Genomic DNA, 14,440 nt, shown 5'->3' on the forward strand with positions numbered 1-14,440 from the left:
GAAAACGAGTCCGAGTTTCGAAACCTTTTGGATTGGTTGACGAAGCACACCGGTCTCAAGTTCCGTAACGATCAACATCGGCACACGATGACGACCCTCCGGCGACTGATGAAAGCAGTTGCCGTCGAGGGGTTTGCGGAGTTTCAACGGAGCTTGGCACGGAACCCCCAGTTGCTCTCCGACACGATCGATCAATTGACCGTTGGCGAAACCTATTTCTTTCGCGAGCATCAGCACTTCGAGTTCATCCGCCAGACGGTCATTCCTGATTTCCGTGCCCGCTCGGGGCATCACGAACCGATCCGGACTTGGTCGGCCGGGTGTGCCACGGGGGAAGAGGCCTATTCGTTGGCGATCGTGTTCACGCAGGAACATGCCGCGTCGACGATTTTGGCGACGGACCTGTCCACCGCGGCGATCGAAAAAGCACAGCGAGCGGTTTTCCGGCCGTGGTCGTTTCGTGGTCAAGCCTCCGACGCGGTCCGCCCCTTCGTGACCGAGTCGGAAGATCAATTCACCCTGTCACCCCGCATCACCCGACGCGTTCAATTCCAGCGATTGAATTTAGCGTCCAACACGTATCCCTCCTCGGCCAACGGCACGTGCAACATGGATCTGATCCTGTGTCGCAATGTGCTGATCTACTTCGGCAGCGAGACGGTGGGTGAGATCAGCCGCCGGCTGTTCGCGTGCCTGGCGCCGGGCGGATGGTTGATCACCGCTTCGGGCGACCCACAGCTTGTCCAACACGCCGATTATGAGGTCGTTGCGTGCGACCAGGGTGTGTTCTATCGCCGTCCCCGGCATGCCGAATCGGCGTCGAAAACGACGGCCGGTTCACGATTGCCGACCCGCCCCGCGTCCGATCTCGAAGCCCTCCATCGGGCGACCGAATCGCCGCTCGCGAACTCACTGCCGGCGAACTCACTGCCGGCGAACTCACTGCCGGCGAACTCACTGCCGGCGAACTCACTGCCGGCGAACTCACTGCCGGCGAACACAGCGCCGGCGAACTCACTGCAGGCCGAGTCGGCGCTGCGCCCGTCCGTGCAGCCGGTGGCGAACCACGCGGGCTCGGTCACGACATGGGATACCGACGGCGCATCCCGGGGGGCGGGATCGTCGCGGGATCTGTTGGACGATTCCGACGCGTGTTTGGCGGAGATCAAACGGGTCGCCGCGACGGATCCGATCAGGGCGCTGGAGATTTGCCGCCCGGCCGCCGAGCGGCACCCCTTGGTGGAAGAGCTTCATTATTTACATGGCGTCTTGCTGGCCGACGCAGATCAGCCGCTGATGGCACTCGAATCGATACGAAAGGCGATTTTTCTTAATCGATCTTCGGTGATGTCTCATTTTCTGTTTGCGTCGATCCAGAACCGGCAGGGACAATATGGCTCGGCACACAAACACTTTCGGCGGGTCTGTGAATTGTGCGCCCTCGGGAATCCGAACGAGGTGTTGCCGATGTCCAACGGCGAGACGGTCGCCGAGATCGCGGTGGCGGCCCAGTCTCAATTGGCACGACTCGAATCGAGGCGAGATCCATGATGACCAACGAAGGATCGCCCAGGGAACCTTTCGACTGGCAAGGCATCAAGACGCGTCTGTCGCGTGCACAGGAGTCACTTTGCAGCGCGGAAAATCTGTCCGACGCGCAGATCAAAGGCCTGATGACCGAACGGTCCCGGCAACTGGCCCGCGTTCCCGAACGGGTGATCGATACGAGTGAGTTGATCGAAGTGGTTCGCTTTCGTCTCGGCAGCGAAGAGGCCGCGATCGAAACCCGATTCGTTCTGGCGCTGATGCGCCCGCAGTCGATCACGCCGATTCCCGATACCGACGACTTTTTTTTGGGGCTGACCAATCTGCGAGGCGAGATCACGGCCATCATAGATTTGGGATGTTTCTTGGGGCTTTCCGGCCAAACGCAACGCGATTCCCAGGTGCTGGTTCTGGGGACGGAAAAACCCGAGTGTGCGATTCTGGTGGACGAACTGGAACACGTGACCACCATCCGCAAACAAGACATCCGCGAACCGAGTGGCGGATTGGGCAGCGTCGTCGATCTATTGGTCGGCTGCACCGCCGACGCGATCATGATCTTAGACGGCGACGCCTTGCTTCGATGCGACCGAATTTACATTGATCAGAACGATCAACCTTGATTGACCCTCCCCCTTCGATCGAGACTCCCGGCATGAGCTGGCCCGAACGATTTCAATCGATCTCCCTGCGTTGGCAGTTTAGCGCGCTGACGGCGGTTGCGATCGTCATCTCGATGGCCGCCATGGGCCGGATCGCGTTCAACCGCAGCCGCGACGTCGTGACGGAGATGACGTTGGACAAGATGAAGGCGGAAACCGACGCGGTCGCCAATCAGATCATGAGCGTCGTCGACCAGACCCGGGCGGACACGCTGACGATCCCCACGTTTCCACCGATTCCCGGAATCGTCAGGTGCTGGGAAAACGAGATCAACCCCGGACAGGACCCGGTCCAATCGGGGTCAACCACCGAACTGTGGATCACCCGGTTGGGGCAAATCGTTTCGGCGCAGATGGCGTTTTATCCCGAGCGGATTCGCTGTGCGGTGTATGACGCTGACGGCGAAGGCGTGATGGAGGTGGAAAAGCAGGGAACCTCATCGGTGTTGATCACCGAGGGCATCGACTCGATCGCATCGGAACGTTATTTCAGGTCGGCGATCGAGTTGAATCAGGCCCAGGTGTACATTTCGCCGATGATGCAAGATCGATCGGGGAAGGTAGCGGTTCACTTCTGCACGCCATTTTTCTCCGCGGCAGCGGGCCGCCAACGGCAGACGCTCAAGGGCGTCTTCATCATCACCGTCGATGGACGCCGGCTGTTGGAGAGCGCCGTCGCGTTTAACCCGTCTCGACGGGATGCCGACCGTGAAATCGATCAACTGAAGGTCGAAATCGCGGACGAGTCGATGCAATTTCTCTACTCGAGCGGTGCCAACGCGTTCCCGCTGTTCAGCCCGTCGGTCTTCAAGGAGGTCCGGCCCGTCCGCGCAGAGCGTCTCACGCGTCGCGACACCGCGGGAGCCTATGATCGGGAACTCGACACGTACGCCGCATTCGTCGGCGCCGCCGAGCGACCGGATGGCCGCGGGATGGTGGCGACCTATCGGCGGATGTTCTACAACGCACCGGAGGACAACAGTCGATTCTGGTTCGTGGCCTTGAGCGAGTACAGCGAAACGTCGCTGGCGAGCGTCAATGAGTTGGCAACGACCTACGTGGTGATCGGATCGGTCGTCACCCTGGCCGCTTTGTTGCTGGTCTTCTTCATCGCCAGAAAACTGACCGCTTCGCTGTCGGCACTCTTGGCATCGGCGGACCAAATCGCGGCAGGCAATCTGGAGACGGAAATCGCCGCGTCGCACGGGATGGGCGAGGCGGGAAAGTTGGAGTCGTCGTTCCGTTCGATGACGGAAAAACTAAACGCGATGATCCGCGAGGCTTCCGATCAGCAGGCTCGCACCAAGGCGCTCTTCAATGCGACGGCCGACGGCTTGGTGACGATCGATTCAACGGGAATCGTCACGTCGTTCAATTTGGCCGCCGAATCGTTGTTCGGCTATCGAGCCGACGAAGTGATCGGAAACAATGTTTCGATGCTAACGCCCTCACCGCATCGCGAACAACATGACGGCTACTTGCGCCGTTACTTTGCCACCGGCGAAGCCCGAATCATCGGGCATGACCGCGAACTCGATGCGGTCCGCAAAGACGGCTCGACGTTCCCGATCTCGCTGCGCGTCTCGGAATTGAAACGGCACGACGAGACGGTCTTCATCGGACTGATCCAAGACATCACCGAACGCAAGCAGGCCGAGGCCGAACGGCTTACATTGTTCCAGGCCATTCGGGACGCGGTGCACCGTTTGGCCGTGGCGACCCAGCAAATCCTTGCGACCACCAGTCAACAGTCGGCCGGGACGCAGGAGCAAGCGGCAACGGTCGCCGAAGTCGTGGCCACGGCGGATCAAATCTCGCAATCCGCGGCGCAAGCCGCGCTACGAGCCGATGACGTCGCCAAATCCGCGCGTCACACCGACGAGATCGGCAACGTCGGGCTCCGGGCCATCGAAGATTCGGTCCAGGCCATGGACAAGGTCAAATTGCAGGTCGAATCAATCGCCGACAGCATGTTGTCCTTGGCCGAGCGGGCCACGGCGATCGGTGAGATCACCGCCACGGTCAGCGAGATCGCCGAGCAGACCAACGTCCTGGCACTCAACGCCTCGGTGGAAGCCTCCCGCGCCGGGGAACACGGCAAGGGGTTTGCCGTCGTCGCCGCCGAAGTCAAGTCGTTGGCACAAGAATCCAAGCGGGCAACCGCCCAGGTCCGCGTGATCCTGGGCGAGATCCAACAAGCCACCAATGCCGCCGTGTTGTCCACCGAACAGGGCACGCGCACGGTCCACGATGCCAATGAAGTCATCGGCCAAGCCGGCGGCACCATCCATTCGTTGGCGACGACGTTGGCCGAGTCGGCGCAAACGGCGTCACAAATCTCGGCGACCGCCAATCAACAGGCCGCCGCGGTGGGACAATTGAATCACGGTATCCGCAACATTGATACGGTCACCAAACAAAGCGTCGAAGCGATCGGACACATCGAAGATGCCGCTCGAAACCTGGCCGCGCTCAGTGACGAATTGGCGTCATTGACCGATCGCTAAACCCCATGGGAAACCGAACCGATGAACCGTGATCAACTCGTGCAGCAACTGATGGCCACGTTCCTGGATGAATTGCACGTGCACGTCAGTAGTCTGGGGCGAGACCTGTTGGCCTTGGAAAATAACCTTTCCGCCGAAGAACGGGCGGAGGCCTGGACGTCGATCTTTCGCGCCGCCCACAGTCTCAAGGGGGCCTCGGCGGTGGTCCACGTCGATCCGATTCATGTCGCCTGTCATCGGCTGGAAGACATTTTCGAATTCTACCGCGACTCCGATCAGACCTTGTCCCAAGAAACGACTTCGATTCTGTTGAAAGTCGTCGATGCGATCGAAGAGATCGGCATGCGAATTCGCGCCGAACAAGGGATCGAAGGCGCACCGTTGACCGAGATGTTGCCGCAACTAGAACGCCTGGCCGACCAAGTCACCGGGACCGACTCGGTCAAAGAGGACGCCGGCTCAGTCAAAGAAGGCGCCGGCTCGGTCAAAGAGGACGCCGACTCGGTCGTCGATGGCGACGACGAATTCGATGACGACGACGATTTTGAATTTGACGCAAGCCCTGCGGTCGAGCAGGCGGCGGAGAAAACCGAACGCGATGCAGCACCCAAAATGCCGCCGATCAACGCGGCCTTGCTTCCCATCTTCTTAGAAGAACTGGAAGACCGCTGCGCAAGTCTCAGCCAGGATGCGATCGCGATGGAAAGCGTGACGGATCCCGGCGAACGGGACGAGCTGCTCGCGAATCTGTTCCGTTCGGCGCACAGTTTGAAAGGAGCCGCGGGCGTCGTCAAACTCGTGCCGGTTCAAGAGCTCTGTCATCGGTTGGAAGATGAACTGGAATCGATCCGCTCGGGCGCTACGGAATATTCGACACGCTCGGCAACCGCGATGCTTGAAGCGGTGGATGTGATTCGGGACGCGGGAAGTCAGCTCAAAGCAGGCCGTGAGTTGGATCTGGGCGAGATTGAATCACGGACATCAAGAATCGACGACCTGCTGTCGGGATCGGCGGAGCCGGCTGTGGCCGACACGCGTCCGACGCCTGAAACCGAGATTGCCGACACCAAGCCGGCAGAACCCAAGCAGCTGCCTGAGGAGACGACGGAGCCGGTCGCGGTCGAGTCCCAAGGCAAGCTCGGTTTGGAAACCAAGTCCGAAGGCAAGACGCCGTCGCCCAAGCGAGTGAAATCCGACCAGGGGGCATCGATTCGCGTTCCGGCGGAGAAACTCGACGCCTTGCTGTCGCACAGCGGCGAATTGCTCGTCGCCCGCGGCCGGTTGGCATTTCGCGCCAAGGACACCGCTGCGGTGCGTGACCTGGCCGCGGAACTGCGGGGAACTTGGCGTGAAAACGAACAAGCGATGCGGGACTTGGGTGAGCGGACGATTGACGACGGCGACATCGCCAATCCGCGCCGGATTGCTGCGGTGATCGAGCACACCGCCAGCCGACTGACGGCCCTTTCGTCGCGACTGGACGCACTGGCCAGTGCGATCGAATCGGACAATCGTCTGCTTCAACAAACCTGTGGACTGCTCGATGACGAAGTCTACAACGTACGAATGCTGCCGTTTTCGGATGCCTGCGGTGGGCTGCAACGGGCCGTGCGTGACATCGCGACCGGAGGCAACAAAAAGATCGAACTAAAAATTGTCGGGGCGGAGGTGGAAGTCGATCGATCGGTGTTGGAGGGGCTCAAGGATCCGCTGTTGCATTTGGTCCGAAACTCCGCCGATCACGGGGTCGAGTCTCCGGCACAGCGCACCGAAGCGGGCAAACCGGAGCGGGCGACGATTACGGTTTCGGCCGAATTGCGCGGCGGCCAGGTTCAGGTGCGGGTCGAAGACGACGGCGGCGGGCTCAATCTGCGACGCATTTGCGAGATCGCGCGAAAGCGAGACATCGAGGTTCCCGACGATCCGAGAGAACAAGCTCGGTTGATCTTCGCGCCGGGTTTCTCGACCGCAAAACTGATCACCGACATCTCCGGTCGCGGCGTGGGTCTGGATGTGGTGCAAAGCCAAGTGGAATCGTTGCACGGGTCGGTCGATGTGTCCTCCAAACCTGGGCTGGGGACCCGGTTTACGTTGAACGTCCCGCTGACGTTGACCACGATTCGGTCGATGATGGTCAAGGTCGCCGACCAGACGTACGCCATTCCCACGTCGGCGATTCAGCGTTTGGTGCGTTTCGGCCCCGACGACCTCCGCTCGTCGGCGGGCCGCGATTCCCTGCTGCTCGGTGAGGCTCCGATGGTGGTCGCGTCGCTGGCCCAGACCTTGCGTTTACCGTCGAAGGGATTGTTGGCAGGGACCGCGGCCAAGGGACTGGCGATCGTGTTGAATGTGGCTGACCAATCCGTCGCGGTGGTCGTGGACGAGGTCTTGTCCGAGCAAGAAGTGTTGGTCAAGAACCTCGGATCGCGGGTACGACGGCTGCGACATTTTTCGGGCTGTACGTTGCTGCCGACCGGCAAGATCGCGCTGGTCATCAACGCGGCCAATGTGGTTCGAACGGCACTGGGGATGAAGCTGGACCTGGTGGCGGCGGCGCGGGCGTCGGCCAGCGCGCGGAAACAAACGGTGGCCGGTCCGGATACCCACGGCCGAACGCTGCTGTTGGCCGAAGACTCGGTCACCACTCGGGTGTTGTTGCGAAATATCCTGGAATCGGCCGGCTATGAGGTCACGACGGCCGCCGATGGGCAACAAGCGTGGGAGCTGATCCAAGAAAAGCCGTTCGACATCCTCGTCACCGACGTGGACATGCCCAGGATGGACGGATTTGAGTTGACCGCGGCGCTGCGCGGTTTGGAATCGGCTGCGGATCTGCCCGTCGTGCTGGTCACCGCGCGAGGCTCCGATGCCGATAAACAGCGCGGCGTTCAAGCCGGCGCGAACGCCTACATCGTCAAAGGAAATTTCGAGCAACAGAATCTGCTCGAAACCGTCGCCCAACTTATTTAGGAAGCCGCAGAGCATGCCGAGGGTCTTGATCGTCGACGACTCACCGACGGCGCGTGAGGTACTGGCAACCATTTTGGGATCCGACCCGGAACTGGAGGTGGTCGGGTTTGCCAGGAACGGACGCGAAGGAGTGGCACAGGTTAAAAAGCTGAAACCCGATGTGGTCACCATGGATTTGAACATGCCGGTCATGGACGGGTTTGCCGCCACCCGCGAAATCATGATCGAGGAACCGACGCCGATTGTGATCATTTCCGGGGCCGACCGAGCCGCCGAAGTCGAGACGGCGATGGAGACGCTGCGCGCCGGGGCGGTCAACCTGTTGCTTAAACCGGTCGGACCGTCATCCCCTGAATACGATGCCCGCGCGAAAGAAGTCGTCCGAGTCGTCAAAGCGATGGCGGGTGTGTTTGTCATCCGCCGCCGACGACATCTGATGCCCAAACAGGCCGATCAGGTCAACGCCGTCTCGCCGCCTGATTACCTGACCAAGCCACATCGGATCCGCGTGATCGCGATCGCCGCGTCGACCGGTGGACCGCCGGCGCTGGTCAAGATTCTCGGCGCGCTGCCGACCGACATTCCGGTACCCGTTTTGATCGTCCAGCATATCGCCGATGGGTTCATGGACGGTTTTGCGAACTGGTTAGACGAGGTCATTTCGCTGGACGTCAAGATTGCCAAGGACCATGAACCGTTGTTGCCCGCGACGGTCTATTTTGCGCCCCAGGATCGGCATCTCGGTGTCAGCCAATCACGCATCCGACTCTCCGACGCGTCTCCGGTCGGCGGCTTTCGTCCAGCCGGCACGCATCTGTTCCAGACCGTCGCCGATGCGTTCGGCTGCGATGCGGTGGGCGTGATTTTGACCGGGATGGGCAACGACGGTGTCGAGGGACTGATGAAGATTCATCAAGCCGGCGGCGTGACGATCGCCCAAGATGAAGCGTCGTGCGTCGTGTTCGGGATGCCGCGTGCCGCCATCGAGGCCGGTGCGGTCGATTCGGTGCTTCCGCTCGATGCGATCGGTCCGCGTCTTGACCAATTGATCGAGAATCGCTCGTCCGAGACCCGCCGCTAATCCGTCGGCTCGGCGACACCGGGGGCCACGATCTCGCCCAATGCGCCGGGCACCACTCCATGTTCGGTTGGCGGATCTTGTTGACGATCCTTCTGCTTAGAATCTTTGACAAGACTCACGACACGTTACCCGAAGACTAAGTTGCGGCAGACGACTTGCCATGGGAACGAAAAAACGGCAGACGCATCGTGTGCGTCTGCCGTCGGGGTTGGCCAGCGTCGGCGTTTCACTGCAGCTCGAAGTCGTAGCTGTCACCCTCGTTGCTGTTGTAGTCCATGAATCGGTTTCCGCTGATCAGCGTGTAGCCTCGTGATCCGGAGTTGCGTTGATAGATGATTCGTCCGAAGTGGTCGGCACCGTCGCCACCATACATCTGGTCACGGATTCCGTCGCCGTAGTCACTCATGTCATCATTTCCGTCGCCACCCATCAAGATGTCGAAATCTTTGCCGCCAGAGAGGTCATCGTTGCCGCCTCCGCCGATCAAGACGTCTTCCCCGCTGCCGCCACGTGCGGTGCTGTCGATGTCGGTTTGGTTGTCAAAATCGTCGTGGTGGTTTCCGCCATCGAAGTAGATGTAGAAGAACTCGGGGAAATCGAGTGCGACGTCCTTGGCGACCAGCGTGTCACTTCCACTCCAGCCGCGAAACACGACGTACAGTCGGGTGTACGGACCGGCGATCGCCTCGAATTCATACTCCTGGCCATTGAGTTCCACTTCGACTCGACCGGCCTCGATGGCATCGTCGTCTTCGTCGTCCCGAAACTTGATCTCGCACTCGTCGTTGGCCGATGTCCCGTCGATCATGACGACGCGGGTCGGGCCGTCGTCAAAGGCGAACACACCTGCATTGGCGACGCCGCAAAGTCCTGCCAGAGCGAGGCAAAAGGTCAATTTTCTTAACATGGTTCGAATTCCCGTGACTGAGGTGGGCTGGTGAAGATTCCGTTGACAGGAATCCAAGCGGACCGCCGCGGGAAATGTTTCAGATGATTGCGGCAAAATCGACAGCGGGCTGTCGAATGAAGCCCCCGAGTCATCCATTGATGATCGGATCAAAGCCCGATAGGATTGGCTTCGAAGGTCGTTTTGTACTCACGCTTTGGATGCTTTCTCATGCCAGAAAAGCCCGCCTACCAGTCGCCTTCACGCAGTTTCGTCAAGGCGGAGAGTCGTCGCGATGCGGTCCGTCGCATGATTCGTCCCGATCCCTTGCTGTCTTCGCTGTACGTCGACGGGGAAAACAAGGACGGAAAAGAGGGCTGGATCAACGCCATTCGAGATCAATCGGGGGCGGTGTACCGACTGTTGTTCTATATCGACAAGTTGCAAGTCGCTCCGGAGTTTTCCGATCTGGAGATGTACGAGGTGCTCTACGGCGCCGTGGCCGAGCACCAGGAATTGAATTACCCCCGCGCCCTGTTCACGACCACGGGTGCGATCAACATGATGCGGGATGGCATCCCCGATCCCAAGTTCGTCAACGCGGTCAAACGCGGCATCCTGCAGATCGTCCCGTACACGCTGGGACGAGACATCAAGACCGCTCATCTTCGCGAAAATGGATACGCCTACCTGTGCATTTATGATCGCGATGGGCAGGGGATCCGTGTTCTGAATTTGCTGGACTACTTGATGGTGTATGACCATCGGGCGGGCGAGGAGATCCAAGTGCACCAGGAAGAGGAACTGGTGATCGGCGACACGCGTTTCGTCCGTCCGTTTTTGCTGAAGTACGCCCAGGGCACCAAGGCGGTGGCCGAGGACACCGCCAGCGTGGCCGAGAGAACGCTCAGGTCAAAAAGGCCGTTTTAGCCTGTCAATCTGTTCCTGATCGCCCGATGACCGCTTTGCGGCAATAGAACCCCTCGGCAAGTTTTGACGGTGCGTGACACTCGCTGCCGCGTAAACGAAGCATCGATTGAAACAGTTCGGCATCAAACCAGGGTTTGTCAGCCTGTGTGGCGAACGCTTCCAAGAGATGGTCTATTTTTTGTTGCGTGATCGCGCGGGAGAGCGTCCAGTACAAATTGGGCTGTCCCAGGTCACCCTCGTATTTCGGAATCTCGTATTCCAGAATCAGGTGATTTCGAAACGCGCACCACGTCAACTCGGCGATCAGACGGTGGTCTTGGTGGCGATCCTCTAGCCGATGGGTAAAGATCAGATCGGGTTGCACGCGTTTGGAAAGATCCGACAGGGTTTCCTTGATTTCGCCCCAATGATTCGGAAAGAAACTGTCGCGGAACGCGAAAATTTCAACGCGATGATCAGCTGCTCCCGCGAGGAATTTCGCTGCACTGGTACGGGCTTCGGCAGCGCGCTGCTGATCAGCGGAGAAAACACACCAATGAATCCGCACGTCGGGATTTGAGGCGATCAGGTCCAGGATCGCGCCGCCACATCCGATTTCGAGATCGTCGCTATGGGCGCCCAAGCATAGGACGGTCTGAATGTTGCGGAGTTGAAAACCGAGCATCGATATGGCGTCTGGTTTACCGGGGCAAGGGTTTGGCGGCGAATTGCGCGTTTGACGTCACGGGGTGGTCGGCGTCCTGGACACGCTGTGTCGATTTATCCCAGACCGCCCATGGAATGTCGCCCCGGTCGTACATGTCTTCTAGCATCTGCTTTTCTTTGTAGGTATCCATGCATCCCCAGAAACCTTCGTGTCGCATCGAACGCAGTTTCCCCTCCGCGATCAGCCGTTGAAACGGTTGGTCGACGAGCTCTTCTCCTTCGTCCAAGTAATCAAAGAACTGGTTGGAAAAGACAAAAAATCCGCCGTTCATCCAGGTATCAGTTTTGGAGATTTCCTGAATGCACTGGACCCCTCCCGCTTCGTCGATGGAAACCTTGTGGAAGGTTTGCGAGGGACGCACGGAGACAAACGTTGCGACAGAATCCGATTGGTCGTGAAAGTTGATCAGTCGGGGCAGATCGACCGATGCTAAGCCGTCGGTGTAATTTGCCAGGAAGGTCTTTTCGCCCTCCAGATGCGGTTGGACCGCTTTCAATCGTTCACCAATACACGCCGAAACACCGGTGTCGACAAACGTGATATTCCAGTCGTGGATATCGCTGTTGAGCAGGCTGATGTTCTTACCTCCTCCACTGAGGACGAAATCGTTGGAGACGCATTCGTCATAGTTCAGGAAATAGTCCTTGATCACGTTTGCCTTCCATCCGAGGCACAGGATGAAGTCTTTGTGCCCGTAATGGGCATAATATTTCATCACGTGCCACAAGATGGGGCGGTATCCGATGGTGACCATCGGCTTGGGAATCGACTCGGAATATTCGCGGAGCCGCATCCCGAAGCCGCCGCAGAAGAGAACGACTTTCATGATTGGGTACTCTCGAACATCATCGTGGGTTTGAAAAACGCGGCAAGTCGTTACCGTCGGACTTAAGCGGAGAACAGGCGTGACAGCACTTCGTCGGGTGTCGGGTATTGGGCAACCGGTTGGGCGTCTTTGAATCGCTGGATTTCGTCATCCGGAAAGTGCAATTGGTCAGAGCCGCGCAGATAATCCATCATCGTCGTCCCGGTTGAAAGTCCATCAATGTTGGGCGCCCCACGCATCGCGCGGGTGTCACGTGCATCGACGGTGCGAAAATCAATGCTGAAACGAGTCTGATCGGTGGTGTTGGGGACGGTTGAATGCAGGTGCGCGGCGGAAAAGACGATCAAACCGCCGGGCTCGGGAACCAGCCGAATTTGCGGGTCCAGTCGGGTCAAAGGTTCGAGCGCTTCGGACTGGACTCGGGTATCTTTGCCGATTTGCTTGGCCGCTTCCCGACGCCCTCGATCGTTCCAGTCCTGGTAGTTGAACAGTGCGGAACTGTTTTGGATCGGCGTGTCCCAGTAGGCCGGATGAAACGCCATCGCATTGTTGGATTCGATCGGGTAGACGGGCAGCCACCAGTTCAGCTGCGACATCGGGGTGGAGTACCACGTGTCGCGATGCGGTTTAAAGGCATACGCCAGTCCGCTATTGAGGTAGTCCCCCGCACACGCCGTTCGCAGCCGCGGCACGTCAAAGTATGTCTGTTCGAGGTCACATCCCAATTCTTCCAACAGCGCCGGAATCAGCTTTTTGCATTCGGGATGGTGAATGAATTTCGGTTTCAATGTTTTGAGGATTTCGACATACGTCTCGACGGCAAGCTGATGCTGGGCTTCGCGTGGATCGTGCGGTGCAAAGGCTTCTTCACACAGATCTCGGGCGAAATCGCACAACGCAATTCCGCTGGGTGTTGGTGAGTAAACATACAGCTCGCCGGCGTAGAGCCTTTCGCGGCGCAAACGCTCGTTGTCTGACGAATTAAAATACACCGTTTTCATGAGACGCTTTTTTTGTGGTTTCGATTTCTGGACAACCGTGGCCGATCGGCGGCAAACTGTCGCGTGGTAAGATTGATCGAGTTAAAGAACCATCAGTTCGGGGATCGGCACGACAAATTTTGCGCCCCATTGGCGCACGTAGGACAGTTGTTCCATGATTTCTTCCTTTAAGTTCCACGGAAGTATCAGAATGTAGTCGGGCTTGGTGACGGAGATCATTTCGGGGGCGTGAATCGGAATCAGTGTCCCGACCTGAAACGTGCCCTGTTTCATCGTGTTGCGATCGACGGTGTACTCGAGCAGGTCTTCTCGGATCCCGCAGTAATTCAGCAGCGTGGCCGCCTTCCCCGGGGCACCGTATCCGGCGACAGATTTTCCGTCACGCCGAGCCTGGATCAGGAACTCCAAAAGGTTCCATTTCGTTTCACTGACACATCTCGAATAGTCACGATAGGTGTCTAGGTCTTGCAGCCCGGCGTCGATCTCGCGTTGCTCAATCGCTTCGACGATCGGCGCGACGGGCCGGCGGGTGCCTTCGGCGTGGCAGGCATAGTAGCGTAGGGAGCCACCGTGGGTGGGAATCTCATCGGCATCAAAGACCACCATGCCGTGACGCTCGAACACTTGCCGCATCGTCAGCAGCAAGAAGTACGAGTAGTGTTCCTGGTAGATGGTGTCGAATTGATTGGCTTTGATCAGATTGATCGCGTGGGGAATCTCAATCGTGACCGTTCCGTGCTCGGCGAGCAAGATTTTTAATCCGGCGACAAAGTCATTCAGGTCGGGCACGTGTCCGATCACGTTGTTTCCTAACACCAGGTCTGCCTTGCCTCGCTCGGCGACCAACTGTTTGGCGGTCTCGACTCCAAAGAATTTCACCACGCAATCCAGCCCGCGATCGATCGCCGTTTGCGCGACGTTCGCCGCGGGCTCCACGCCATAGGCGGGGACTCCCTTTTCGCGAAAGAAATTGAGCAGGTACCCGTCGTTGCTTGCAATCTCCACCACCTGGCTGTCTTGATCGAGTGATAGACGTTCGACGATGTCGTCACAGTAATCGCTGGCGTGTTGGAGCCACGAATCGGAGTTCGACGAAAAGTACGCGTAGTGACTGTAGATGTCTTCGCCGCTGACAAGCTCGTGAACCTGGATCAACCAACATTGATCACAAACGAACGCCCGCAACGGGTAGAACATTTCTCCCTTGTTCAAATTCTCCCTGGGGACAAGATTCTGGCACAGCGGTGACAATCCCAGATCGATGGCGGTGTGCTTCAGAGGCGATCGACAGAGGCGGCATCCGCGAATATCGGTGCTCATCTCTGC

The 14,440-nt window shown here is 58.7% G+C and carries 11 protein-coding genes; 6 read left to right on the forward strand and 5 right to left on the reverse strand.

What is annotated here, in order from left to right:
• Positions 1-108: 108 nt before the first annotated feature.
• Genes Enr13x_RS18325 through cheB form a run of 5 tightly spaced genes read left to right on the forward strand, consistent with a single transcriptional unit; the run spans position 109 to position 8,765 of the window.
• Entirely contained in the window at positions 109-1,551 is a 1,443-nt protein-coding gene (locus Enr13x_RS18325; protein WP_231744364.1) for a CheR family methyltransferase, read from the forward strand.
• Complete coding sequence (locus Enr13x_RS18330) at positions 1,548-2,168, forward strand: chemotaxis protein CheW (RefSeq protein WP_145388406.1); 621 nt, start codon at positions 1,548-1,550, stop codon at positions 2,166-2,168. The genes Enr13x_RS18325 and Enr13x_RS18330 overlap by 4 nt, the downstream gene beginning before the upstream one ends.
• Positions 2,165-4,714, forward strand: a complete 2,550-nt coding sequence (locus tag Enr13x_RS18335) for a methyl-accepting chemotaxis protein (protein WP_145388407.1) — start codon at positions 2,165-2,167, stop codon at positions 4,712-4,714. Before Enr13x_RS18330 ends, Enr13x_RS18335 begins: the two co-directional genes overlap by 4 nt.
• Before the next feature lie 21 nt (positions 4,715-4,735).
• Positions 4,736-7,684, forward strand: a complete 2,949-nt coding sequence (locus Enr13x_RS18340; RefSeq protein ID WP_145388408.1) for a hybrid sensor histidine kinase/response regulator — start codon at positions 4,736-4,738, stop codon at positions 7,682-7,684.
• 13 nt (positions 7,685-7,697) lie between these two features.
• Complete coding sequence (gene cheB, locus Enr13x_RS18345) at positions 7,698-8,765, forward strand: chemotaxis-specific protein-glutamate methyltransferase CheB (protein ID WP_145388409.1); 1,068 nt, start codon at positions 7,698-7,700, stop codon at positions 8,763-8,765.
• Positions 8,766-8,991: 226 nt separating this feature from the next.
• On the opposite strand, the gene Enr13x_RS38060 is transcribed toward cheB, so the two are convergent.
• Positions 8,992-9,672: a calcium-binding protein gene (locus Enr13x_RS38060; RefSeq protein ID WP_197456134.1), complete on the reverse strand. Its 681-nt coding sequence runs from the start codon at positions 9,670-9,672 to the stop codon at positions 8,992-8,994.
• Between the two features lie 210 nt (positions 9,673-9,882).
• On the opposite strand from Enr13x_RS38060, the gene Enr13x_RS18360 reads away from it, so the two are divergent.
• Positions 9,883-10,581, forward strand: coding sequence for a hypothetical protein (locus tag Enr13x_RS18360; protein WP_145388412.1), 699 nt, complete (start codon positions 9,883-9,885; stop codon positions 10,579-10,581).
• 4 nt (positions 10,582-10,585) lie between these two features.
• Here Enr13x_RS18360 and Enr13x_RS18365 read toward each other — a convergent pair whose 3' ends face one another.
• From Enr13x_RS18365 to Enr13x_RS18380, 4 genes are all read right to left on the reverse strand, one after another.
• Complete coding sequence (locus Enr13x_RS18365) at positions 10,586-11,245, reverse strand: PIG-L deacetylase family protein (protein WP_145388413.1); 660 nt, start codon at positions 11,243-11,245, stop codon at positions 10,586-10,588.
• A 16-nt stretch (positions 11,246-11,261) separates the two neighbouring features.
• Positions 11,262-12,113 (reverse strand): glucose-1-phosphate cytidylyltransferase, encoded by an 852-nt coding sequence (locus tag Enr13x_RS18370; RefSeq protein WP_145388414.1) that lies wholly within the window; start codon positions 12,111-12,113, stop codon positions 11,262-11,264.
• Between the two features lie 62 nt (positions 12,114-12,175).
• Entirely contained in the window at positions 12,176-13,114 is a 939-nt protein-coding gene (locus Enr13x_RS18375) for a phytanoyl-CoA dioxygenase family protein (protein WP_197456135.1), read from the reverse strand.
• A gap of 81 nt (positions 13,115-13,195) precedes the next feature.
• Positions 13,196-14,434: a class I SAM-dependent methyltransferase gene (locus Enr13x_RS18380; RefSeq protein ID WP_145388415.1), complete on the reverse strand. Its 1,239-nt coding sequence runs from the start codon at positions 14,432-14,434 to the stop codon at positions 13,196-13,198.
• Between the last annotated feature and the right edge of the window lie 6 nt (positions 14,435-14,440).

The organism is Stieleria neptunia, assembly GCF_007754155.1.
Classification (GTDB): domain Bacteria; phylum Planctomycetota; class Planctomycetia; order Pirellulales; family Pirellulaceae; genus Stieleria; species Stieleria neptunia.

Coding starts and splice junctions, on each gene's coding strand:
- Enr13x_RS18325 (WP_231744364.1), top strand. CDS start 109: ATGAAAGCAGTTGCCGTCGAGGGGTTTGCGGAGTTTCAACGGAGCTTG.
- Enr13x_RS18330 (WP_145388406.1), top strand. CDS start 1,548: ATGATGACCAACGAAGGATCGCCCAGGGAACCTTTCGACTGGCAAGGC.
- Enr13x_RS18340 (WP_145388408.1), top strand. CDS start 4,736: ATGAACCGTGATCAACTCGTGCAGCAACTGATGGCCACGTTCCTGGAT.
- cheB (WP_145388409.1), top strand. CDS start 7,698: ATGCCGAGGGTCTTGATCGTCGACGACTCACCGACGGCGCGTGAGGTA.
- Enr13x_RS38060 (WP_197456134.1), bottom strand. CDS start 9,672: ATGTTAAGAAAATTGACCTTTTGCCTCGCTCTGGCAGGACTTTGCGGC.
- Enr13x_RS18360 (WP_145388412.1), top strand. CDS start 9,883: ATGCCAGAAAAGCCCGCCTACCAGTCGCCTTCACGCAGTTTCGTCAAG.
- Enr13x_RS18365 (WP_145388413.1), bottom strand. CDS start 11,245: ATGCTCGGTTTTCAACTCCGCAACATTCAGACCGTCCTATGCTTGGGC.
- Enr13x_RS18370 (WP_145388414.1), bottom strand. CDS start 12,113: ATGAAAGTCGTTCTCTTCTGCGGCGGCTTCGGGATGCGGCTCCGCGAA.
- Enr13x_RS18375 (WP_197456135.1), bottom strand. CDS start 13,114: ATGAAAACGGTGTATTTTAATTCGTCAGACAACGAGCGTTTGCGCCGC.
- Enr13x_RS18380 (WP_145388415.1), bottom strand. CDS start 14,434: ATGAGCACCGATATTCGCGGATGCCGCCTCTGTCGATCGCCTCTGAAG.